Here is a 22,560-nt window from a genome sequence, read left to right as displayed (position 1 = left end):
TTATCCACAGCCCTGGTGTACACCTCGCGAATTGAGGGCAGAGTTGTCGGCGCGACTGGCCAGCATCCGTGGCATGGAACGAGCATTCATCGGCGCCGAACTACTGGGCAGCGGTCTGACGCGAAGCCAAATGCGATGGCGCTATAAAACCGTCCACCCTCGCGTCTATGTGCCGCGCGGCGCTTCACCTTCGGTGAATCTCGACGCCCAGGCTGCCTGGCTCTGGACAGATCGCCGCGGCATCATCGCCGGGCGTGCCGCTGCTGCACTGCATGGAGCGCTGGGGATCATCCCGGGCACGCCGATCGACCTGATCGCCCCGCGTGAGCGGCGCCGGGACGGTGTCGTCGTCCGAAATGAACGGATCGACTGGGACGAGATCTGCGCAATCGGCGAACTCGCGGTCACCACGCCGGCACGCACGGCGTTGGACCTGGCTCGACACCTCAACCGCGACCTGGCCGTCAGGCACCTCGACGCGCTGGCTGCGGCGACGGGCTTGACGGCGGGGGACGTGGCGCCGCTCGTCGAGCGCTATCGCGGGTGGCGGTGGATGAAGCGCGCCCGCATCGCACTGGAGTTGATGGACGGTGGTGCTCAGTCGCCGAAGGAGACCTGGCTTCGACTGCTCGTCATCGACGCCGGATACCCGCGCCCTCGCACCCAGATCCGCGTTCACGACGGTGTCGCCGAGGCGTTCCTGGACATGGGTTGGGACGACCCGATGATCGCGATGGACTACGACGGTGAACAGCATCAGACGGATCGCAGACGTTTCGTGCACGACATCGGACGAAACGCGCTCGTGGAGTCGCAAGGTTGGCTCGACATCCACGTCGTCAAGGAGCACAGCCGCGGGTTCATCCTGCACAGATTGCGGGAGGCCGCCGAGCGTCGCGGGTGGTTTCCGCTCGCGAGGCGTACACCAGGGTCGTGATCGCGTGGGGTTCCACGGCCCTGGTGTACGCCTCGCGAGCCAACGGGCCTAACGCACCGGGTCGCGGGATGCCGGGCACGACATGCACCGCGGGCCGCCGCGGCCGGTGCCCAGCTCAGCCGCCTCGATTGTCAGCACCTCGATACCCGCCTCGGCCAACCGGGCATTCGTTTCGGTGTTGCGCTCGTATGCGACCACCACACCGGGCGCGAGCGCCAACGTGTTGTTGCCGTCGTCCCATTGCTCACGCTCAGCGGTCACCGGGTCCAGGCCCGTCGCGATGACCCGCAGCCGATCGATGCCCATCGCCGCCGCCGCGGCTTCCACGAAGGGAACAGCATCGTCGATGCGCACCCCGCCACTACCGTCGCGATGAATTGTGAACGCCGACAACGTGTCCACCACGCCCGGATACATCACCACCGCGTCGACGTCGACCATCGTGCACACCGTGTCCAAATGCATCTGCGCCCGCTGCTGAGCGATCGGCACGGCCAACACGGTGTGCGCCAGGTCGTCGTCGAACAGGCTGCGCGCCAACGCTTCCGCACCCGCGGGCGTGGTGCGCTCCCCCACCCCGACAGCCACCACACCGGGCGCGAGCAGCAACACGTCGCCACCCTCCACGGGCGCCGAGCGCGACTCGTACGCCCGCCGCACCCCGAGGAATCGCGGGTGGTGCGCGTAGATCACGTCGGTGAGCGACGTCTCGCGCACCCGGGCGGGTAACGCCAGCGAGGTGATCGCCACCCGCGGGCCGATCCAGAACGAGGAGTCGCGGGTGAACATCAGGTTCGGCAGCGGGTCGATGACGAAGTCCGCGCTGTGATGCATCTTGCGCACCAGCGACAACTCGCTGTCGCTGAACGGCAACTCGTTGAAGGTCATCCCCGCCATCAGCACCCGCGCCAGCGGGGCGGGGTCGAGATCGCGCAGATACGCCGAAAGTTCCTGCGCCAGCGGCACTCCCAGCCGACGAGCGTCCACCGCCGCGGAGATTCCGTGCATCCTCGCGGCGCCGCTGTGCGCCAGCGCCTCGGTGAGCAGATCGGCGAGCAACAACACCTCGACACCGCGCGACTTCAACAGCGCGGCGAACGCGTCGTGCTCACGCTGGGCCCTTGCGACCCATGGCACACCGTCGAACAGCAGCGCGTCGGTGTTGCGCGGGGTCAACCGCTGCAGTTCGGCGCCGGGCCGGTGCAGGATCACCACACGCAGCACGCCGACCTCAGAGTCGCAGCCCAGCGCAGCGTCGGTCACATCTAGCACCGTAGCGCCACCACTCACCTCAACTATTGTTCAGGTCATGGAGCGCCACACCGAACTGACGCCCGGCGAGATGTCGGCCCGCAGCGGCGTCGCCGTATCAGCGCTGCACTTCTACGAACGCGAGGGCCTGATCACCAGCCGCCGCACCGCGGGCAACCAACGCCGCTACGCCCGCGAAACGCTGCGCCGCGTCGCGTTCATCAGGATGTCGCAGCGGTTGGGCATCCCGCTGTCCCGCATCCGGGAGGCTCTGGCCAGCCTGCCCACCGATCGCGTCCCCACCAGCAAGGACTGGGCCAAGCTCTCCGCGGGCTGGCGCCAGGACCTCGACGACCGGATCCTGCACCTGCAGCGCCTCCGCGACAACCTCACCGGCTGCATCGGCTGCGGTTGCCTCAGCCTGAAAACGTGCGCGCTGTCCAATCCGGACGACGTCCTCGCCGAGCAGGGTCCGGGGGCGGTCCGACTCTGATTTTTCGAACGGGTGTGCGATAGAATCGCGGTCATGGAGTTGGCTCTGCAGAGCTCGCTGTTCGAGCACGCCGAACGACGCCATCTGGCCCACGGCGCCTGGATCGACTTCCGATCCGGCTGGCTGGAGGACGCCGATGCGCTGTTCGCGGAACTGCAGCACGCCATCCCGTGGCGGGCCGAACGCAGACCGATGTATGACCGCGTGGTCGACGTGCCGCGGCTGGTCAGCTTTCACCACCTGGTCGACGAGCCGCCCCCGCACCCCCGGCTGAAGCAGATCCGCCGCCGGCTCAACGACGCCTACGCCGGCGAACTCGGCGAACCGTTCACCACCGCGGGGCTGTGCCTGTACCGCGACGGCAACGACAGCGTGGCCTGGCACGGCGACAACATCGGCCGCAGCAAGACCGAGGACACCATGGTCGCCATCGTCAGCCTCGGCGCCACAAGGACTTTCGCGCTACGGCCGCGAGGCGGCGGCAAGTCGCTGCGCATCCAGCACGCCCACGGCGACCTGTTGGTGATGGGCGGCTCGTGCCAACGCACCTGGGAGCACGCGGTGCCGAAGACCACCAGGCCCACCGGCCCGCGCATCAGCATCCAGTTCCGCCCGCACGACGTCCGCTAACCCCTGACCGCGGCCACCGCCGCGGCGAGCAGGTCGCGGGCGCGCTGCGTGTCGACCGGCGCGACCGGCTGGTCGGGCAGCACCAACGGATTGGCGGTGACGATCACCAGGAAGCTGCCGAAGCTCGCGACGTAGTTGTACAGCTCGCCGGTGCGGGTGTTGCCGCCGACCGTCGTCTGCAGCACGCGCCGGGTGCCCACCGTCTGCACGCCCTCGATCCGGGGCACCTCGGTCGTCTCGACCAGCCCGCGCACGCCGGGACCGACGAAGCCGACCTTGCGGCAGTTCTCGGAGGGCCCGTTGACCGCGGCGGCTTCCGACGTCTCCAGCGCGATCGCGATGAACCGGTTGCCCTCGCCCTCGGCCGTGGTGGCCGCCATGTTGCCCTTGGCGCCTGCGGGCACCATCTGCTGGTTGGCGAACGCCGCGCAGTCGGCGGGCTCGAACTTCATGCCCGGCGGTAGGGCCTGCGGACCCAGCAGCCGCGGATCGATCCCGCTGGGGCCGACGTCGGTCACCTTGAACTCGGGACCGAAACTCGCCCGCACCTCCTTGACCCGTGCGATGTCGGCGTTCGACAGGTCGGGTGCGTCGGTCGTACACGCCGCGAGCGCGCCGACACATGCGATCGCGACCGCCGCCCTGTTCAACATCGCCGCACAGGCTACCCGCGCACAGCCGTGAGCTCAGCCCCGCAACGCCGACACCGACTCCTGCAGTAGTCCGGCGGCGAACTCCTGTCCGAGTTGCGGATTCGGCGATCCGGGGTCGGTGACGACGGCGACGTAGGCGACGTGGGAGCCCAGGTACGCGGTGACGGTCCTGGCGTACGACCGGGTTTGGGTGCCGCCCTCGACGACGGTGCTCGAGTCGGTGACCGTCGCGACGGTGTCCGCGCGCTCGACCGTCGGCGCCGGGGTGAATGTGACGGTGCTGTGGCGCTGTCCTCCCGACAACGTCCATCGGCCGCAGTCGTCGAGCAGCGCGGAATCCAGCTGCACGGGTTCGGGCGCGCCGAGCACGACCGCGTACACGATGCCGCCAGGGCCGGAGGCCGACCATCCCGCCGTCGTCGTCGCGGCGGGAACGGGATCGGCCAACGCTGCGCATCGCGCCGGATCCGCCTTCCACCCGCCGCCGTAGCCCCACAGCTCGACCGGCGATGTCCCCTTAGGGACCGCGGCGAACTCGTAACCGGCGGGCAATTCTGCGCGGACTCGGTCGATGCGGGCGGGATCGACGTGATCCGGCGTCGGCGACGGCGACGGCGGAACCGGGGAAGCTCCGCAGGCGGACGCGGCCAGCGCCATCGCCGCCGCGACTATCGCACGCAACACTTCCGGCTCCCCAAGCGATCAACAAGTAGCAAGGTTCATTCTCAACGGACGGAGGCGGTCATGCGCGCTTCATGGCGCGTCGCAGCAACGGTAGCGGCCGCAGGCGCCGTGCTGGCCCCGGCAACCGCCGCCGTCGCGCAGCCCGTGTCACCCGGCAACGCCCAACAGACCATCGGGCAGTTGGAGGCCACCGGCTACGACGTCGTTATCGACCGGGTGGGCAACGCTCCGATCGACCAGTGCATCGTGACCAGCGTGCGCAATCCGCAGGAGGTCACGCAGACCTACGTGGTCGGCAAGGGTAAGTTCCGCGAGCTGGTCAGCGTCGTGGTCAGCAGGTCGATCACGGTGTCGCTGAACTGCGACGCCTGAGCCGCTCAGGCAGCGGCCTGACCGTCGGTGCCGGTGGTGGTTGTCGAGTCGTCGTCGGTGGTTGACGAGTCCTGCGGCTCGGAGGTCTCCTCGGTCTCCACCTCGTCGAGGGTTTCCTCCTCGGCGTCCTCGTCGAGGATTTCGTCCAGGTCTTCCTCGATGCCCTCGTCGGCCTCGTCTTCCTCGATGCCTTCCTGGATGCCTTCCTCGCTGTATTCCTCGATGACCTCGTTCTCCTCGGCACGGTCGGCGCCGTCCTCTTCGTCGGGCTCGGACGCCTCGTCCCCGAGCTCGTCGACCGCCTCGTCGGGTGTCTCTTCGTCCCATTGCGACGACGACGCTGCCAGTGGCTCGCCGTCGTCGGTTTCCGTCGGTGGCTCAGGCAGATTCGGGCCGCCCACGCCGAACGGACTGGTCACCGGTGCGGTGCCCAGCGGGCGGAACGACGGGTCGCCCGCGATCTCGGCCAGCGCGTCGTCGATGCCGACGGGGATCGCGGCGATGATGTCGATGATCGTCTGCACGGGGTTCAGGAACGGGAACAGGCTCATCCCGGTGGGAATACCGGGGTTGATGCCACGCGCGTATCCGCCTTCGATCGCGGCCCGAAGCGGCGCATCAAGGAACGTGAGGATCGGCGACGGAACGATCGGCTCCAGCGGCAGCAGCAGGGGCAGCCGCTTGGAGGGGAAGAGGTAATAGTCGGTGTCGCCGTAGGACCCCTGATACAGGGCGTCACCGAAGTTCGCGTTCTGCAGCGGTCCGTGTAGATAGAGGTAGGCGACCAGGGAGTTGAGGAGCGCCAACGGGTTGGTGATGCTGGCCGGGGCGTCACCGCCGAGCAGGTCGTACTGGATGACCGCGTCGACGGTCCGTATGCAGTTACCGGTGTCGCAGCTGTTGGTGGGTGTGGCGCCGTAGAACGTCACGCCGAGAATCGGGATGGTCAGGCCGCCGAGCCCGCGTGCCAGGATGCCGCCGTTGGGTCGCATCGGGTTGGCGAGCAGGAAGATCGACGTGACCGCCGGTGTCTCGCCGGGGTTTTCGATCAGGTCGCGTTTGACGAGCGAGGCGATGACCGCGCTCTGCGAGTAGCCGAAAATGACGAACTCGTCGCCGATGACCGGCGCGGCGGCGGGTGGGTCGGGGTTGAGGAGGCCGTTGTGGTTGTAGACGCATCCGGCGCCGCGGACACAGTCGTTCATGTTGGCCCGTCCGATGGCGACGGAGTTGTCGAACGTCATCGCGCCGGCCACCGGGAAGAACTCTTCGGGCGTGAGGACGGCGTACCGGTCGTCGCCGGGGTCCACATCCGCGATGGGCGCGTTGCCGGTGCCCGTCGGCCGGGCAGCGGCCAGGTTGATGAACCCGTTGACCGCGTTGCTCATGTACGGGTTGATGTAAGAAATGGGGTCGTCGCCGGGGGTGCTCAGGGGGTGGCCGGTTCCACCCATGATCAATGCGGTCGCCGCCAGCTGCACGGCCGTGGCCGCCGTCCATGCCACCGCGAGCAGCACGGTGCCGAACAGCGCCAGCACCACAGCAACAACCGACCGACCAAATCTCCGCATCAAACGAAGCCCCCTCAGCAACGACCACAGGCACCGGGCTGAAAAGCATATTGCACCAGATTCGGTCCACAGACCGCGAAATGCCAGACATCGCCGGAGCAAATCGGTTAGATGGCCCAATCGGGCGGCGCGGAGGAAAACCGCGCGTGGCACGGCGGTTTCGGCTGCACACGGCCGGTGGCGACCGTAGGCTACGGCCGAACATCAACGATGGGAGACCCAATGAGCAGTTCCGTGAGGGCCGGCGTGGTCGCCGCGGCCGTCGTCGCACTCGGCATCGGCTTGGTCGGCTGCGGATCCGACACGGAGACGGAGTCGACGGAAACCGCCGCCGACACGACCACCACGACGACCACCGACGAGGCCGCGCCCACCACGACCGCGCAGGCCTCGGGTCCCCACTACACCATCGTGGACTACATCCGCGACAACAACATCACCGAGGAACCGGTGAAGCGCGACACCCCGGGAGCGCCGGTCGTCAACATGCCGACACCGCCCGGTTGGGCCGATGCAGGTCCGAACGCACCTCAATGGGCTTACACCGCAATACATTTCACCGCGCCGGAGTTCGCGGAGGACCCGCCGACCGTCGTCGCGCTGATGTCGAAGCTGACCGGTGACGCCGACCCCGCCAAGATCCTGGAGTTCGCCCCGGGTGAGATCCAGAACCTGCCCAACTACGAGGGCGCGGACAAGGGCGAGCCGAGCCAGCTCGCCGGTTTCGACGCGGTTCAGCTCGGCGGTCTCTACGTCAGGGACGGCGTCAGTCGCGCGATCGCCCAGAAGACCGTGGTGATCCCCCGCGACGACGGGCTGTACGTCCTGCAGCTCAACGCCGACGGCCGCGAGGACCAGATGGGCGTGCTGATGGATGCGACCGTCGCGATCGACGAGCAGACCACGATCGAGTGACTCAGCCGACTGCCCGCACGACCTGGCGGGTGACATCGCGTACCTGCTTGGTCAGCTCGGGCGAGAACGGCGGGTTGCGCGGCTGAGGAATGTCGATCTCGGTGGTGACGACGCCGAGGTCCTCCCGGTGCCAGCGGGCGCCCGCATGGTCGAGGATCGCCCGCATCGCCAGGTTGTCGCTCAGCACCCGCGCGGTGAACCGTTGGACGCCATGGTATTCCGCGGCGATCGAGACGGCGCCCATGAGCAAGGTGCCGACCCCCTTGTTCTGGTAGGCGTCGGCGACGATGAAGGCGACCTCGGCGACCGTGGGGTCGTTCGCGTCCAGGACGAAACGGCCGTCGGCGACCACCGGCCCGTCGGGCCCGTCGGTCATCACCCAGACGAAATGGTGGACGTAGTCGACTTCGAACAGGTACCGCATCAGCGATTCGCTTGGCGCGGTCACCGATTGGAACCGCCGGTAGAGCGTCTCGCTGGAGAACTCGACGGGTCCGCGCGAGGTGCGTTCGTTGTCGCCGGGCAGCACCGGCCGCAGATCCAGCTCCGTGCCGTCGCGCAGCCGCACCGGGATCGGCTTGATGAACGCGGCCAGCCGCTGGCGCGCGGTGTTGAGCAGCTTCTCGAGCATGCCCGGGATCTCGAGCAACGTGGCGAATGCGTCCCGGTTGCCGACCCAGCCCTGCACGGCATCGGTGGCGACCACGGTCGCGGTGCGCGGGGCGTCGCGAAGCAAAGCGATCTCACCGACGATCATCCCGGGCGACAGCCGGGCCACGGTGTCATGGCCGTCCGTGCCGGTGTGGGTCACCTCGGCCGTTCCGGAGCCGATCAGGAGAAAGGACACCGCGAGTTCGCCCTGCTGCATGAGCACCTGGCCGGGGGCCGCGGTGAGCGGTCGCAACTGCGCGGCGAGCGGTACCAGGGCCTCGGTGGGGCAGCCGGCGAAGATCTCCAGGGAGGCGAGTTCGTCGGCGCGGACCTCAGTCAGGCCAGCCACCTCACGAGGCTACGGTGCGCTGCTTCCCGCGAGCAAGAACTGCGAGGTCCGCCGGGCCCAGCTACGCCGCTGCGGCGCGTGTGGGTGCAGGTACGACGGCCGGCCGCCGCCCGACATCGCGACTCGCCCGACCGCGTGTCACGCATTTGCACGTTCCGAGAACAGGGGCCGCCGCGGCACACACGGGGCCCGGCGGACGGCGGAATTGACAGTCAGGGCAAATATTGGCTGAGCGGCTGGCAAGCTATCGTGGTCGCGCCGGCGGCCGCCGCGAAAAATCGGTCGAAAATCACATTCGCCGCGCGATCCACTGCGCTGTAATGCTACTTTTCCGGCGGCTGGCTAGCATCGATGTGTTTGCTACGCCGCCGGATTGGTCCTGTTTGCGCTCGTGGCGAGGCGCACAGCAAATGTGATCGCGAGGCCGCGATGTTAGCCGCTCGGGCCACGTTTCGCCTGCCCGCCGGCCTCGTTAGACTGGCAACTTTGGAGGTAAGTACGCACACCAACCGGATGTTGCATAAGCTCTAAGCAATTGTCCGTGCGGTCAAGTAGCAAATGCCCTGCTCGCGGCATGGCGGGCTGAACCGGAAGGTCGACGTACTTGATGTTGGGGTCCTCGATACCTGCTGTACTGCGCGAACGCGCCAGTCTGCAGCCCAATGACGTCGCGTTCACCTATATCGATTACGACCACGACGGTAACGCGGTTTCAGAGAACCTGACCTGGGCGCAGTTGAATCGGCGAGCAGCAAACCTGGCGGCCGAGTTGAGCGCATTCGGGTCACCCGGTGACCGCGCGGTGATCCTGGCGCCGCAGGGCCTCGACTACATCACCGCATTCGTCGCGTCGTTGCAGTCCGGTCTCATCGCGGTCCCGTTGTCGGTCCCCCAGCCCGGCGCTCACGACGAGCGGGTCACGTCGGTGCTGCGCGACACGGAGCCCGCCGTCCTCCTCACCACCTCCGCGGCGGTCGGCGAGGTCACCGATTACGCCCAGGCCACTGCGTCGACTCCGACCGTCGTGGAGGTCGATGCGCTCGACGAGACCTCCCGCAAGCGGCCGCGGCGGCGAGGCGATTCCGGTCAGGAGATCGCCTACCTGCAGTACACGTCGGGCTCCACGCGTGAACCGGCCGGCGTGATGATCACCAACCGCAACCTGTCCGCGAACTTCGAGCAGATCTACGCCGACTTCTTCGTCGACTTCGGCAAGGTCGCCCCACCCGACACCACCGTGGTGTCGTGGCTGCCCCTGTACCACGACATGGGTCTGCTGCTGGGGTTGTGCGTTCCGATTCTGGGCGGGCTGCGCACCGTTCTCATGAGCCCGATGTCGTTCTTGCAGCGCCCGGCGCGGTGGATGCAGCTGATGGGCAGCCACACCAACGTGATGAGCTCGGCGCCCAACTTCGCGTTCGAGTTGGCGGTGCGCCGGACCTCCGACGAGGACCTGGCCGGCTACGACCTGGGTAACGTGCTCGGCCTGTTGAGCGGCAGCGAACGCGTGCACCCCGCGACATTGCGGCGGTTCACCGACAAGTTCAGCAAGCACGGGTTCCGCGACACCTCGATTCGGCCGTCCTACGGCCTGGCCGAAGCGGTGGTGTACGTGGCCACCCGCAGGCCCGGTGACCCGCCGGCGGTCGCGCACTTCGAATCCGAGAAGTTGTCCATCGGGCACGCCAAGCGCTGCTCGAACGCCACTGGCACACCGCTGGTCAGCTACGGGAAGCCGGAGTCGAACACGGTACGGATCGTCGACCCCGATACCTTCCGGGAGTGCCCGGCCGGCACCACCGGCGAGATCTGGGTGCACGGGGAGAACGTCGCGAAGGGCTACTGGAACAAGCCCGAGGAGACCGAGCGGACGTTCGGCGGGACGTTGGTCGCGCCGTCGCCGGGAACCCCGGAGAAGCCGTGGCTTCGAACCGGAGACCTGGGCTTCATCTCCGACGGGGAACTGTTCATCATGGGCCGCGTCAAAGATCTCCTGATCGTGTACGGGCGCAACCATTACCCCGAGGACATCGAGGCGACGATTCAGGAGATCTCAGGGGGCCGGTGCGCCGCGATCTCGATCGCCGACGACGGCACCGAAGAGTTGGTGACCATCGTCGAGGTCAAGAAGAAGGGCGACTCGCCTGACGAGGTCAACGAGCGGTTCGCCACCGTCAAACGCGATATCACCTCGGCGATCTCGGCTTCGCACGGTCTACGGGTAGCCGACCTGGTGCTGGTGGCACCCGGGTCGCTTCCGATCACCACCAGCGGCAAGATCCGCCGCTCGACGTGCGTGGAGTATTACCGCAGCGGCCGGTTCACCCGGTTAGACGCCGAATAACCGCCGAATAATCAGGGCTCGCAAAGGATCAGCGGCGCGAGCCGACCGCCGTTCCGTCACCGTCGTGGCGTCGGAATCAGAACGACGGCACTCCGATGGTCAACAGGCCGAGCGGCGGTGGCGGCGGTAGCCCGATCTGCGGCGGCGGGGGCAGCTGCGGCAGCCCGACCGGAGGCGGCGGGGGTAGCTGCGGCATCCCAACCGGCGGGGGCGGCGGCAGCTGTGGCAACCCGGGCGGCGGCAACGACGGGAAGTTCAACTTCCCCAGCGCATCCAGGGCCGGCACGCTCACCGCGAGCGCGGAGGACAGACCCGAGAGGGCCTGGTCGGGCGCCGGGAGCGACGGCAGACCCACCGCGGGAAGATTGCCCAGCGACGCCACACCCTGGAACGCGCTCGCCAGCACGTCCAGCGGGTTGGTGTTCGGAATTCCACCCAGGATCGGCCACGGATTTCCGCCGTTGATCGCGCTGGCCAGGATGAGGTTGCTCAACAGGATGGTGGCGTTGTTGGCCGTTGCGACCCCGGCGGCGGTGGCCCATCCGCCGGCGGCGGTGATGATGCCGGCGATCGCGTCGCCGCTGATGATCGACGGTGCCAATGCCGACCCCACGTAAGGGGCCATCGCTTCCATCATGGTGGCCAGATCGGGGGGCGGGGGCAGGTCGGGCGGCGGCGGTGGAAGGGCCATCGGCGCCGCGGCCACGGCTCCGCCACCCGAGCCGGTCGAGCCGCTGCTGAACATCGAGGCCATGTCCAACGGATTGGCACCCTCGGCGGCCTCGCCGCCGGGGATGAGCCCCGCCGTAAGGCCGTCGGGCAGGCCCGCGACGGCCGAGTCATCCGGGGCCGGGAGAAGTTCGGCTTCAGGGTCGGCGGGGGCGCTCGCGGCGGGTGCCGACGCGGAGTCGGCTGACTGCTCGGGTTTTGCGCTTTGCGGGCCGCTCGAGAAGGACCAGACGAGCACGACGATCGTGGCCAGGGCGGCACCCAGCGCGGCGGAGGCGATCATCATCGGAGTCCGCGGGTTTCGACTGTCCTGCGGTGGCGCGGCCGTGACAGGCTCCATCACATCGGTGTCGGTGTTCACGAAACTCCTAACAATCCTGTTCGCTCGCGACCCAGAGCGCATGCTGCTGGCAGCCCGGAATCCGAGACCCCTGAGCTTATCACCGCGGGGGTCAACGGCGCCCGGTTCTTTCCGGCCGAATAGCAAACGCCATGGTAGCTGTGGCCTGCCCGGATTTCAGCGGTCGGTGTTCGCTGGGACGCCCCGGTCAATGCGTTGCCTGCAGGGTCGTCAGCGGATTTCCTTCCATTCTTTGCTTGCCGATCTTCTGAGGAACCACACCGATGTCGTATTCCGGAACCATTCCCAGATCAAGTTCCGCCAGCCGGTCGCATGTGCTCGCCTTCCGGTGTGGTAGATTGCGAGCCTCGGCTCGAACCGCGTGCGGCCCGCCCTCGACAGGCGCCGGAACAGGTCCATGTCCTCGGCGGCGGCGAGGCTCTCGTCGAACCCGCCGACCGTTCGGAACGCTTCGGTGCGGATCATCTGGAATTCCCCGCCGGACCCGCCGAAGCGGAAGACGTTGTTCTGCAACCAAAGCTGGAATCCCAGCATCCAGAAGATGACGCGGTCACTGAGGGTCCGCCTCGCGGGGAACACCCGGTAACGCACGGTCAGGGCCAGTAGTCGGTCATCGCGTCGAAACGACTCTTCTGCGATCCGGAAGAAGTCGTTGATGTCTGGGATGACGACGTCGGCATCGAGGAAAACCAGGAAATCGCCGCGGGCGGCAGCGGCGCCCACATTTCGGGCCATGGCGATGGTCTGTCGCTCGGGTTTGTCGTGGATGACGACCTTGTCCGCGTATTTCCCGGCCAGCTCGACGGTTCCGTCCTGGCTGTTCCCATCGGAAATGATGATTTCGTGTTCGCCGGAATAACCCGCGACGCACTGCAGGGTCTGCTCAATCGTTTTGGCTTCGTTCAGCGTCGGAATGACAAAGGAAATCATTTGCATCGTCTAATTGCGGCCGCGGCCGGCATTTTCGCCCGCCACCGGTTCTTGCGGTGCGGGCGGTAAGGGGATGTTGCTGGTACGCGTGGTGAGCAGCCGCCAATCCTTGTGCCAATAACGCAGTAGCCCGTAGCGGTAGCGAAACTGGGCGCGGGCCCCGTAGAGGCGGCTCAGGCCGGTGGCCGATTTCCGCCCGAAGTGGTTGATGTACGCCATTTCGGTGGCGTACACACCGAACCCCGCGATCCGTGCGCGAAGGCACAGGTCGACGTCGGCGCCCCAGGCGAACCGCCCGAATGCCCGTTCGTCGAAATCCCCGACGGCCGACCAAGCTTCCTTGGTGATCATGAACGCGCAACCGTCCGTGAACGGCAGCTTGCGCAGCACGGGTTTGGGCTGGTAGTCGCCGGCCGGGCCGCGGTAGTCGGAAAGAATCCGCAGGTGACCGTTGACGTCGTCATACACCGGCACGACGATCCCCGCGTCGCCGGGCAGGCGAGGGTCGAGCATGGCGTCGACGAATCCCGGGGACAGCCGGGTGTCGTTGTTCAGCGTCATCGCGCGGGTGTAGCCGTTGGCGAACGCGTGGCGGAAGATGAAGTTCGATCCGCCGGCCCATCCGAGGTTTCGTCCCGGTGTGATGACCTTTTCGTCGCCGAGTCGCGGGTAATCGCCTCGGTTGTCGAGGATGACGAAGTCGGCCCGCTCGCGGCGCAGGTCGCCGATGAGAGCGTGCGTGTAGTCATGTTGACCATAGGCCGGAATGCCGATGAGCAGCATCTATTCGGTCCCCCAACTGTCGTCGCGCCCATCCTAGATGAGCCGAAATTGGGGTCCTAACGGCAGAGCGCGCGGGCGGGAGAGGCACGGGCGTCGGGTAGTTTGCCTTTCGAAAACAACCCTGAACGGCTCGCGGCTGATCAGCGACCGAGCTGTGCGACGCCTTACCCCCGAGGAATCGAGATGACGAACGCGCGTCTTGCCGACAAGCGTGCGCGGACATTTGTGCTGGTGTCGGTCGGGCTGGTGGTCGCGGCGATCGTCCACCTGTTCATCGTGCTGGTCGCCTATCCGTCGGCGATCTACTGGCTGTCGTATTACGTGCCCAATTACGAGTTCGGCTTCGTCCGCCGCGGGCTCGGCGGCGAGGTGATCCGTCAGCTGTCCGGCAGCCACTACTTCCCCGCCATCTACACGATGATGTGGGCGCCGGTGGTCATTTGGCTTGGCGCCCTTGGGGTTTTGATGTGGCGAATCGTCTCCGGCGGTGTCAGGTCCGACCGCCGGATCATGCTGGCGCTCCTGGTGCCCGTGCTGCCGTTCTCGCTTTCCTACGCGTTGTACTCGCCGCGTCCGGAGCTGTACGGGATGACCGCGCTCTTGGCCTTCTGCCTGCTGCTGGGCAGACTCGAGAAGCGTTCCTCGAAACTCGTTCTCAGTGCGTGCTACGGGATCGCGATCGCCGTGCTGGCGCTGGTGCACGAAGCGATTCCCCTGCTTCTCGCACTGGGCGCGGTGCTGGCCGTCGTCGTCTTGTCGAAGGCCTCGCCACCGGCGACCCAACGCCTCTGCAGCCTGTTGGCCGTCGGGCCCGGCGTGGCGGCGACGCTTCTGGTCGCGGTGCTCGGCCGCAAGGACCTCGGAGCGCAGCTGTGCGCACAGATTCCGCACAGGCTGCTCGAGAATCCGTACGCGGCCTCTACCTCGTTGCAGAACGCGGTCGACTACATCCTTGGCCGCGTCGAGAGCAAGGCCGACTACCACGATTGGATGTGCCACTTCGCGACCCCGATGCTCGACGCCACCGCCGATGACGGTCTTCGCCTGGTGGGTGAGTTCGGTCTCGTGCCGCTCGTCGTGTCGTTCGTCGTGGGGTTGCTCTACTTCGCGGGCACGACCTGGGCGATCCACTATCTGTCCGGCGTCCCGATCAGTGTGTTCATCGACCAGCTTCGGGACAGGGTGGCATTGCCGTTGCTGGGGTTGGCCTTGGTGGTGCCCGTGTTCATGTCCGGTGTCGACTGGACACGCTGGTGGATCGTGATCACGTTCGATGTCGCGATCGTCTACATCGTGTTCGCGACCGCCAGGCCGGAGATCGACCGGGCGGCATCGAGAAGGAACATCTCGGTCTTTGTCTGGCTTGTCGCGGTCCTCGCGGTGGTGCCGACGGGAGCCGCCCTTCATTTCGGCGGCCCGGGTTTGTAGGTGTTGGCCTCTCATCTGCGCACACGGAGCCCGTTGCACATCGTTGTCGCCGGCGCGGGAAGGCAGGAACCGGCGCGTGGTTGATCACGCGGACCTCTATTGTTTCGGGCGGAGGTGATTGTTGGTATGGACGGTGCGGCCGGCGAAACGCCGTTGCGCGTCGGCCTGCTCGGCGCCGGAGGGCAAGCCCGAGAGGTCGCGTCCTATCTACCGCCGGGCACGGAGACGTTCTGCGCCGTCTCCTCGGACTACCTCGACCCGGCGGCCCCCGACATGATCGACATCTCTGCCCCGTCGGTCGCGGATCGCGACGCCGCGGTGATCGCCGCCGTCGGCGCACCGGCGTTGCGCCACAAGATGGTGGCGACATGGCCCGGCGAGCGCTTCGCCACCATCGTCTCCCCCGCAGCGCACGTCGACCCGTCGTGCCGGATCGGCGCGGGCACCGTGATCGCCCCGGGTGCGGTCATCACCGTCGATGTGGTGCTCGGCGAGCACTGCCTGATCAACGTCGGGGCGACGCTGAGCCACGACGTGCGGGTCGCCTCGTTCGTCACCATCGGTCCCGGCGCTCACGTCGCGGGACGCGCCCGCCTCGGCGACGGCGTGTTCGTCGGCGTGGGCGCAAGCATCTCCAACGATGTGACGATCGCCGACGGGGTGGTGGTCGGGGCGGGCGCCACGGTGCTGTCGGACGTGACCACAACCAACGCCGTCGTCGCCGGCGTGCCCGCAACGGTGGTGAAGGTCCGGAATGGATGGCTCGATGCCATTTGAGATTCCGTTCATCCGGCCGACCTTCCCCGCCTCCGCCGACCTGACGCTGGATTTGGACGAGATCCTGAAGGCGAACTGGTTCACCAACTTCGGGCCGAAGGAGCGCCAATTCGCCCGCGCGCTCGGTGATTACGTCGGGTCGGAGGTCCACGTCGCCACGTGCGCCAACGGAACCGTGGCGCTCATCGCGGCGCTGACCGCCGCTGTCGGCGCCGGGACGCGCGACCGGTACCTGCTGATGCCATCGTTCACCTTCATCGCCGTGGCACAGGCGGCGCTGTGGGCTGGATATCGACCCTGGTTCATCGACGTCGACGCGGACACTTGGCAACCGAGCATCGAGTCGGCCGAAACCATCTTGACCGGCTCACGCGACGACGTCGCGGGAGTCCTGTTGCCCAACGTTTTCGGAGTCGGCAACCCGCAGATCGATGCGTGGGAGGCGCTCTGCGCCAAGTGGGACCTGCCGATCGTGATCGACTCGGCGGCGGGTTTCGGCTCGAGATACTCCGACGGCAATCCGTTGGGCTCGCGCGGCACCTGCGAGATCTTCTCCTTCCACGCCACCAAGCCGTTCGCGATCGGTGAGGGCGGCGCGGTGACCTCTCGCGATCCAGCGCTGATCGCTCGGGTACGTGACTTCGAGAACTTCGGCTTCACCGACTCACGGGAATGCACCCAACTCGGCATGAACGGCAAGTTGCAGGAGATCAGCGCCGCCATCGGCCTTCGCCAGCTCGTCGGGCTGGACCAGCGTCTGGCCCAGCGCCACAAGGTCTTTGACAGATACCAGGCCGAACTCGCCAGCGAGGGTCTGCGGTTCCAGGTCGACGCCGAAGCTTCGTCGCTCTGCTTCGCCAGCGCGCGGTGCTCCTCTGCCGACCACAAGGCGTCCGTACTGACAAGCCTGCGCGACAACGCGGTTCAGGCCCGCGACTACTACAACCCGCCGCAGCACCGGCACCCCTACTTCGTGGCCAACCCCGAACTCACCCGGTCCACCTCGTTGCCGGTCACCGAAGAGCTCTGCTCGCAGATAGTGTCACTGCCGGTGCACGACGACATGTCCCCCGAAGATGTCGATCGCATCGTCAACGCAGTCCGACAGGGGCGAATCCGTTGAGCCGGCCGGCGGCCGGGCCACCCAAGGTGAGCGTGGTGTCGATCACCTACAACCACGAGGCCTACATCCGCGACGCACTCGACGGTTTCCTCGCCCAGCAGACCGACTTTCCGTTCGAGGTGATCATCGCCGACGACGCGTCCACCGACCGCACGCCGGCGATCCTGCGGGAGTACGCCGAACGACACCCCGCGGTGATTCGGCCCATCCTCAGGCCCGAGAACGTGGGCATCACCGCGAACCTGACCGAAGCACTGACCGCTGCTCGCGGACAGTATCTCGCGCTGTGCGAGGGCGACGACTACTGGACCGACCCGCTCAAGTTGAGCAAGCAGGTGGCGTTCATGGACCGCCATCCCGAGACCAGTGTCTGTTTCCACCCCGTTAGGACGACGTGGGACGACGGACGCGTCGATGACTCCGAGTTCCCGCCCGCATCCTGGCGCAAGGACCTGAGCGTCGACGGTCTGCTGAAAAACAACTTCATCCAGACGAATTCGGTCGTGTACCGACGCCTCGACCGGTACGACGACATCCCGCCCGACGCTCTTCCGCTGGACTGGTACTTGCACCTTCGGCACGCCATGCGGGGCGACATCGCCATGTTGCCCGAGACGATGTCGGTGTATCGCCGTCACGCCCAAGGTGTTTGGTATGACTCCGTCGCGGATCAGACGAAGTTCTGGATGTCGCGCGGCCCTGCCCAAGCCGCGTTGTACGAGGCGATGCTCGACCTGATCTCCGGTCACCGCCGACGCGAGATACGCGTCGTCCACCTGATGTACGGGCTCGTGGGTGAGATCGCGAAGATCCCCGGACCGGCCAGTCACACCCTGTTGAAGGGCATCATCGCGAAACACCCGCGGTTACTGCGGCGCCATGTGGGTCAACGGCTGCTGACGTCGCTGGCCCTGCAGTACCAGCGCGCCCAGACCGCCAGATTTCGGTTCCGCCTGAATCGGCATCGGAAGCGCGATGATCAGGCGCCGAGTGGCCGGACACCCGACCGGCAATGAGCGGAATCGGCCCCACGGACCACGATATTTCGGGCTACATTGTGCTCCACGTAGAAGGGAATTCATGGATATTTTGAGGCGGTTATCGCCGACTCGCCGCTATTTGCCGACGAACGGACAGCAGGTCTCACTTCCGCAGCGCGGTCTGGACATCTGCAAACCCCCTACTCGGAGCGCCGCCTGCGGAAGCAGTTTCACGAGATCAAAGACGACGCGTTCTGGCGCATCGTGCCGGAGGTGCACGACTTCACCCAGCTTCCGCTGGAACCGATGTGGAGCCTGTACGAGGCTGTGCGCTACATCGTGAAGAAGAACATCAAAGGTGACTTCGTCGAATGCGGGGTGTTCTTCGGCGGCGCATCGATGCTCATCGCCAAGACGCTGCTATCACTGAACCACACATCACGCGCGCTCTGGCTCTACGACAGCTTCGAAGGGTTCGTCGGCCAGCAAGCACCCGACGACAAGACTTGGTATGGCGATTCGATCGATGTGCGGTTCGATGATTTCGAGTCGATCGTGGCCGCGAACATCGCATCGACCGGCTACCCCATGGAGAACGTTCATCTTGTCCGCGGTGACATTGAGCAGACCGCGGTAGAGAATTCGAACGGCGACATCGCTTTGCTCCGGCTGGACACGGACACCTATCACAGCACCAAGGCTGAACTCGAACACTTCTACCCCAAGCTGGTACGGGGTGGTGTGCTCATCATCGATGACTACGGGCATGCGCTCGGCGCCCGCCGCGCCGTCGACGAATACTTCGTAGAGCCGGATCGACGAATCATGTTGCATCGGGTGAACTTCACGAACCGGATAGGCATGAAGCTCTGAACCACGCAACGGCGGATATCGGTACGCCCTAGGCCGGCTTTTCCACGACGTACAGCACCGAGTTTTCGGCGATGGCATGCTCGGCGAAGGTTTCCTGGCCGAACGTGCGCGAATCCAGGGCGGTCACCTCGAACCCGCTGTTGCGGATCCGCGCGCAGAGCGTCGAGCGATCGTAAAGACGCACGTGATCACCCTGAGCGAAGCGGCGCCACCGTTCGGACTCGTCGACCACCGAGGGATCCTCGTCGAAGCTGCCTTCGGGAGCTATCGGAGTCATGACGATGCCGCGGCCCCCGGGCGTCAGCACGCGATACAGCTCCTTCAACGCCAGGGCATCGTCAGAGACGTGCTCGAGGACGTGGGAACAGATGAAGAATTCGAACGAACCGTCGGCATAGTTCGGCATGTGGGTGATGTCGACGACATCATCGACGCCGGCCATCATCAGATCCGCCGTGCGGTAATCGAGATCGGCGCGGCCGCGTAGGTACCGCGACAAGGACGGTGACGGCGCGAAGTCGAGCACTCGCCGGACGCGGTCCGGTGGCAGGAAGCGATCCACATACAAGCCGTACAACCGGTCCCTGTCGGCCGAACCGCACACCGGACAGCGGTACTGCCGGTGATTCAGCGTCTCGAAATCATCAAGAGAATAGGGAAAGCCGTACTTCGCGAAGGTTTCACCGAGTTCCCCGGTAACGCTGCGGAAACGGACCCCGGATCCGCACAGGTTGCACCGAAGCGGGCCTCTAAAAACCAATCGGCGTACAGAGCGGCCGACGTCCCACCCGTTGTCCAACATCAATACCTGTGTCCCACGATCATCGTTCCCCTTGCCTTCCTTCCACCCGGTTGCCGGGCAGCCGAGCGTGCGTCGTGGCAGCGCAGCGGCGCAGTTGCCGACCGGCGACCGGGTTGCCGGGCAGCCGAGCGTGCGTCGTGGCAGCGCAGCGGCGCAGTTGCCGCCCGGCGCCCCCCTGCCGTGGCGACCGATTTGCTCACCGCATGTGGCCTTCTGCGCATCGCAGCCCCCAGTGTTCCGGGCCAGAATAACCGGCGCCCGACGTTGTGGGCCGCGATCAACAGGCCGCGGACAGCCGAATAATCGGACGAGCATCGGAGAAATTCGGGTGATGTCTTGCCTGGCAAGGCCACGACCGGCCGAAAATTTCGGACTGCGGCGGCTTCGTGAGAAGATGACTCGGCCGAATAACGGTTATATAGCCCTTCTATCGACGGTATCGTGAATTTGTGATTGAGCTAGACGGCGTTGCCAAGACCTTCGACGGGTCGGTGTCCGCTTTGCAGGACGTCAGCTTTTCGGTGCCCACCGGATCGGTGTGCGCTTTGCTTGGCCACAATGGCGCCGGCAAGACCACCCTCGTCAAAATCCTGGCCACTTTGCTGCGCCCGACGGCAGGTCGAGCTGTGGTTTCCGGGTTCGACGTCGTCCGGCAACCGGGGCAGGTACGGGAGAGCATCGGGCTCACCGCCCAGGACGCGGCCCTCGACCAGGTTCTCACCGGTCGCGAGAACCTCGTGCTGTTCGGGCGGCTGCGAGGGTTGCGCCGCCAGGAGGCGCGCGTTCGCGCCGAGGAGCTGATCGCACGGTTCGACATGCGCCAGGCCGCCGACCGCCCGGTGTTCACCTATTCGGGAGGCATGCGACGCCGAATCGATATCGCCGCCGCCCTGGTGGTTCCGCCCAGGGTGCTCTTCCTCGACGAGCCCACCACCGGGCTGGACCCGCGCAGCCGCCGTGACGTGTGGGCGCTGGTGGCGTCGTTGAAAGCTCAGGACATCACCGTGCTGCTGACCACGCAGTATCTCGACGAAGCCGACGTGCTCAGTGACTCCGTCGTCATTCTCGACGGCGGCCGCGTCATCGCCAGCGGCACGGCCGAGGATCTCAAGCGGCGCATGGGGTTCGGCTACTGCGAGGTGACCCCGCTCAATCCGGCCGATCTGAACCGGGTTTTCGCCGCGGTCGCCGACATCGAGGGCACCGAGATCGACGTTCCTGCCAACACCGTGTCGGTGCCGGCCCGCGACGGCGCGGCCACGCTGGTGATGGTGGTGCGCCGAATCGAAGAACTGGGCGTGGAACTGCTGGACATATCGCTTCGCAAGCCGTCGCTGGATGAGGTGTTCCTGCACCTCACCCCGTCGAGTATCACCGTATGACCGCGGTCACTGTTCTGACCGAGCGCGTGGTGCTTTCCTCACTACGCGATCATGACCTGCTGTTCGGGGTGGCCACGCCGATCGTCACGTTCCTGGGTTTCACATTCGCGCTGCAGAACGTGATCAACACGGGCGGCATGAGCTACCCCCAGTACGTCGTGCCCGCAGTGGTCGTCCAGTCGATGCTCTTCGGCGCGCTGACCACCACCGAACGGGCCGCGAAGGACCGCAGGCTCGGAATCGGTGTCCGGCTGCACACGTTGGCCATCAACACCGCGGCCCCGCTGATGGCTCGCATGATGTACTGCCTGCTGCGCGGCGTGCTGGCCATCGCAGCGGCCATCGCCACCGCCTACTTGTTCGGGTTTCGGATGATGGGCGGCGCGCTGTACGCGGCGGCGTTCGTCGGGGTCGCGCTGCTGCTGACGCTGGCCTTGTCCCTCGGCGCGGACGCGATGGGGTCGTACGGATACAACCTCGATGCGGTGAGCCAGTTGCTCCTCATCCCACAGCTGCTGTTGGTGCTGCTCTCCACGGGAATGGCGCCGGTGTCGGCGTTCCCCGACTGGATCGAGCCCTTCGTGCGCCACCAGCCTGTCTCGCATGTGACCGAGACGCTGCGCGGGCTTGCCCTCGGCAGCGTCTCGGGCATCAATCTGGTGGCCACCTTGGCGTGGACGGTGGGCCTGCTCGTCGTGTTCGGCGCGATCGCACTGCGGATGCAACGGCGGACGCAATGACCCCGAACGCGTCGCCTCGGTCCTCTCTGCTGGCCGAAAGCCTGTTGTTCGCCGGCAGGCACGCCAACCACTGGCGCAACATGCCGGCGATCCCCATCCAGAGCCTGTTGCTCCCGACGCTGCTACTGATCGTCTACTACCTGCTCGTCGGCGAGTCCATGGTGGCGATTTCCGGCACCGACAACCTGCAGGCGTTGGTGCCGATGTGCGCGTTGGCCGGCGGCATGTTCGGGGCGCTCGGCGCCGGCTTCTCCGTGCCTTTCGAACGCGCCAGCGGGCTGCTCAGCCGCTGGTGGACGTTCCCCGTTCACCGCGCCAGCGTGATCGTCGGCAGGCTGATCGCCGAGGCTGTACGCACGCTGGTGGCCGCCGGGCTGATCACCGCCGTCGGCGTCGCGCTCGGGCTCCGGTTCGCGGGCGGCTGGCTCGCGGTGATCCCCTTCCTGCTGGTGCCGGTTCTGGTGGTGCTCGTCTTCTCCACCGTGATCCTGACGTTCGCGCTCTCGGCGGGCCCCAACGTCAACGCCGTCTTCACTTACCTCGCAACAGGATCCGTCGGCATGGTGTTCGCCAGCTCCGGCGTGGCGCCCGTCGGGATGTACCCCTCGTGGATGCAGCCGCTGATCCAGTACCAACCGATGTCCGCGGCGATCGACTCGATGCGGGCCTTCGTCGAGGGCACCTCACCCGTGATGCCGCTGACGTTGACCATCGTGTGGTTCTTCGCGTTCGCCGCGGTGTTCGGGCCCCTGGCCGTCCGCCGATACCGTCTCGCCGCCGAGTCCGGTTAACCGGTCCCGAG

Annotated in this window: 23 protein-coding genes; 14 read left to right on the top strand and 9 right to left on the bottom strand. The window is 66.5% G+C overall.

Going from position 1 to position 22,560, the window contains the following annotated elements; all coding sequences use genetic code 11:
• Positions 1 to 73 precede the first annotated feature (73 nt).
• On the top strand, positions 74 to 937 hold the full coding sequence (locus tag MELE44368_RS09505) for a type IV toxin-antitoxin system AbiEi family antitoxin (protein ID WP_128108242.1): 864 nt from the start codon (positions 74 to 76) through the stop codon (positions 935 to 937).
• Between the two features lie 48 nt (positions 938 to 985).
• Here the strand turns inward: MELE44368_RS09505 and arcA are convergent, their stop codons facing one another.
• The gene (arcA, locus tag MELE44368_RS09500; RefSeq protein WP_128108241.1) at positions 986 to 2,200 is read right to left on the bottom strand and encodes an arginine deiminase; all 1,215 of its coding nucleotides are present in this window, start codon (positions 2,198 to 2,200) and stop codon (positions 986 to 988) included.
• Between the two features lie 46 nt (positions 2,201 to 2,246).
• On the opposite strand from arcA, the gene soxR reads away from it, so the two are divergent.
• Both soxR and MELE44368_RS09490 read left to right on the top strand, forming a co-directional pair.
• The gene (gene soxR, locus MELE44368_RS09495; RefSeq protein WP_046753799.1) at positions 2,247 to 2,681 is read left to right on the top strand and encodes a redox-sensitive transcriptional activator SoxR; all 435 of its coding nucleotides are present in this window, start codon (positions 2,247 to 2,249) and stop codon (positions 2,679 to 2,681) included.
• Between the two features lie 33 nt (positions 2,682 to 2,714).
• Complete coding sequence (locus MELE44368_RS09490) at positions 2,715 to 3,311, top strand: alpha-ketoglutarate-dependent dioxygenase AlkB family protein (protein ID WP_064918555.1); 597 nt, start codon at positions 2,715 to 2,717, stop codon at positions 3,309 to 3,311.
• Here the strand turns inward: MELE44368_RS09490 and MELE44368_RS09485 are convergent.
• Both MELE44368_RS09485 and MELE44368_RS09480 read right to left on the bottom strand, forming a co-directional pair.
• On the bottom strand, positions 3,308 to 3,964 hold the full coding sequence (locus MELE44368_RS09485) for a DUF5642 family protein (RefSeq protein WP_046753801.1): 657 nt from the start codon (positions 3,962 to 3,964) through the stop codon (positions 3,308 to 3,310). The genes MELE44368_RS09490 and MELE44368_RS09485 overlap by 4 nt on opposite strands.
• A 33-nt stretch (positions 3,965 to 3,997) precedes the next feature.
• Positions 3,998 to 4,648, bottom strand: a complete 651-nt coding sequence (locus tag MELE44368_RS09480; RefSeq protein ID WP_306439141.1) for a DUF5642 family protein — start codon at positions 4,646 to 4,648, stop codon at positions 3,998 to 4,000.
• A 60-nt stretch (positions 4,649 to 4,708) separates the two neighbouring features.
• On the opposite strand from MELE44368_RS09480, the gene MELE44368_RS09475 reads away from it, so the two are divergent.
• Positions 4,709 to 5,020: a hypothetical protein gene (locus MELE44368_RS09475; protein ID WP_046753803.1), complete on the top strand. Its 312-nt coding sequence runs from the start codon at positions 4,709 to 4,711 to the stop codon at positions 5,018 to 5,020.
• Positions 5,021 to 5,025: 5 nt separating this feature from the next.
• Here MELE44368_RS09475 and MELE44368_RS09470 read toward each other — a convergent pair whose 3' ends face one another.
• Positions 5,026 to 6,591: a PE-PPE domain-containing protein gene (locus MELE44368_RS09470; protein WP_206613730.1), complete on the bottom strand. Its 1,566-nt coding sequence runs from the start codon at positions 6,589 to 6,591 to the stop codon at positions 5,026 to 5,028.
• Between the two features lie 222 nt (positions 6,592 to 6,813).
• On the opposite strand from MELE44368_RS09470, the gene lpqN reads away from it, so the two are divergent.
• Complete coding sequence (lpqN, locus tag MELE44368_RS09465) at positions 6,814 to 7,506, top strand: envelope biogenesis lipoprotein LpqN (RefSeq protein ID WP_046753805.1); 693 nt, start codon at positions 6,814 to 6,816, stop codon at positions 7,504 to 7,506.
• A 1-nt stretch (position 7,507) separates the two neighbouring features.
• On the opposite strand, the gene MELE44368_RS09460 is transcribed toward lpqN, so the two are convergent.
• Positions 7,508 to 8,506, bottom strand: coding sequence for an acetyltransferase Pat (locus MELE44368_RS09460; protein ID WP_046753806.1), 999 nt, complete (start codon positions 8,504 to 8,506; stop codon positions 7,508 to 7,510).
• 607 nt (positions 8,507 to 9,113) lie between these two features.
• Between MELE44368_RS09460 and MELE44368_RS09455 the strand changes: the two genes are divergently transcribed.
• Positions 9,114 to 10,850, top strand: a complete 1,737-nt coding sequence (locus tag MELE44368_RS09455) for an AMP-binding protein (RefSeq protein ID WP_128108275.1) — start codon at positions 9,114 to 9,116, stop codon at positions 10,848 to 10,850.
• A gap of 76 nt (positions 10,851 to 10,926) precedes the next feature.
• Here the strand turns inward: MELE44368_RS09455 and MELE44368_RS09450 are convergent, their stop codons facing one another.
• From MELE44368_RS09450 to MELE44368_RS09440, 3 genes are all read right to left on the bottom strand, one after another.
• Complete coding sequence (locus MELE44368_RS09450; RefSeq protein ID WP_128108240.1) at positions 10,927 to 11,940, bottom strand: hypothetical protein; 1,014 nt, start codon at positions 11,938 to 11,940, stop codon at positions 10,927 to 10,929.
• Between the two features lie 210 nt (positions 11,941 to 12,150).
• A complete protein-coding gene (locus MELE44368_RS09445) occupies positions 12,151 to 12,870 on the bottom strand; it encodes a glycosyltransferase (RefSeq protein WP_064889984.1) in 720 nt (239 codons plus the stop codon).
• A 9-nt stretch (positions 12,871 to 12,879) separates the two neighbouring features.
• Positions 12,880 to 13,653: a glycosyltransferase family protein gene (locus MELE44368_RS09440; RefSeq protein WP_128108239.1), complete on the bottom strand. Its 774-nt coding sequence runs from the start codon at positions 13,651 to 13,653 to the stop codon at positions 12,880 to 12,882.
• A gap of 183 nt (positions 13,654 to 13,836) precedes the next feature.
• Between MELE44368_RS09440 and MELE44368_RS09435 the strand changes: the two genes are divergently transcribed.
• From MELE44368_RS09435 to MELE44368_RS09415, 5 genes are all read left to right on the top strand, one after another.
• Positions 13,837 to 15,081: an Rv1490 family membrane protein gene (locus tag MELE44368_RS09435; RefSeq protein ID WP_046753885.1), complete on the top strand. Its 1,245-nt coding sequence runs from the start codon at positions 13,837 to 13,839 to the stop codon at positions 15,079 to 15,081.
• A gap of 126 nt (positions 15,082 to 15,207) precedes the next feature.
• Positions 15,208 to 15,858: an LbetaH domain-containing protein gene (locus tag MELE44368_RS09430; protein ID WP_052761633.1), complete on the top strand. Its 651-nt coding sequence runs from the start codon at positions 15,208 to 15,210 to the stop codon at positions 15,856 to 15,858.
• A complete protein-coding gene (locus MELE44368_RS09425) occupies positions 15,836 to 16,981 on the top strand; it encodes a DegT/DnrJ/EryC1/StrS family aminotransferase (RefSeq protein WP_046753884.1) in 1,146 nt (381 codons plus the stop codon). The genes MELE44368_RS09430 and MELE44368_RS09425 overlap by 23 nt, the downstream gene beginning before the upstream one ends.
• 26 nt (positions 16,982 to 17,007) lie before the next feature.
• Positions 17,008 to 17,997 carry a glycosyltransferase gene (locus tag MELE44368_RS09420; protein ID WP_128108274.1) on the top strand — a complete coding sequence of 330 codons (990 nt, stop codon included), beginning with the start codon at positions 17,008 to 17,010 and terminating at the stop codon, positions 17,995 to 17,997.
• A gap of 237 nt (positions 17,998 to 18,234) precedes the next feature.
• A complete protein-coding gene (locus MELE44368_RS09415) occupies positions 18,235 to 18,834 on the top strand; it encodes a TylF/MycF/NovP-related O-methyltransferase (protein ID WP_128108238.1) in 600 nt (199 codons plus the stop codon).
• A gap of 28 nt (positions 18,835 to 18,862) precedes the next feature.
• On the opposite strand, the gene MELE44368_RS09410 is transcribed toward MELE44368_RS09415, so the two are convergent.
• Positions 18,863 to 19,951, bottom strand: coding sequence for a class I SAM-dependent methyltransferase (locus tag MELE44368_RS09410; RefSeq protein WP_206613729.1), 1,089 nt, complete (start codon positions 19,949 to 19,951; stop codon positions 18,863 to 18,865).
• Positions 19,952 to 20,085: 134 nt separating this feature from the next.
• Between MELE44368_RS09410 and MELE44368_RS09405 the strand changes: the two genes are divergently transcribed.
• From MELE44368_RS09405 to MELE44368_RS26590, 3 genes are read left to right on the top strand one after another with little or no spacing between them, the layout of a single operon-like run.
• Positions 20,086 to 21,018 carry an efflux ABC transporter ATPase subunit, DrrA-related gene (locus MELE44368_RS09405; RefSeq protein WP_128108237.1) on the top strand — a complete coding sequence of 311 codons (933 nt, stop codon included), beginning with the start codon at positions 20,086 to 20,088 and terminating at the stop codon, positions 21,016 to 21,018.
• Entirely contained in the window at positions 21,015 to 21,758 is a 744-nt protein-coding gene (locus MELE44368_RS26595) for an ABC transporter permease (protein ID WP_164890070.1), read from the top strand. Before MELE44368_RS09405 ends, MELE44368_RS26595 begins: the two co-directional genes overlap by 4 nt.
• The gene (locus MELE44368_RS26590; protein ID WP_064918549.1) at positions 21,755 to 22,549 is read left to right on the top strand and encodes an ABC transporter permease; all 795 of its coding nucleotides are present in this window, start codon (positions 21,755 to 21,757) and stop codon (positions 22,547 to 22,549) included. Before MELE44368_RS26595 ends, MELE44368_RS26590 begins: the two co-directional genes overlap by 4 nt.
• The last annotated feature ends 11 nt before the right edge of the window (positions 22,550 to 22,560 follow it).

This window comes from Mycolicibacterium elephantis DSM 44368, from assembly GCF_004014805.1.
GTDB classification, from domain to species: domain Bacteria; phylum Actinomycetota; class Actinomycetes; order Mycobacteriales; family Mycobacteriaceae; genus Mycobacterium; species Mycobacterium elephantis.
The sequence above is the reverse complement of the archived record's forward strand: the minus strand, read 5'-3'. Positions and strand labels throughout refer to the sequence as shown.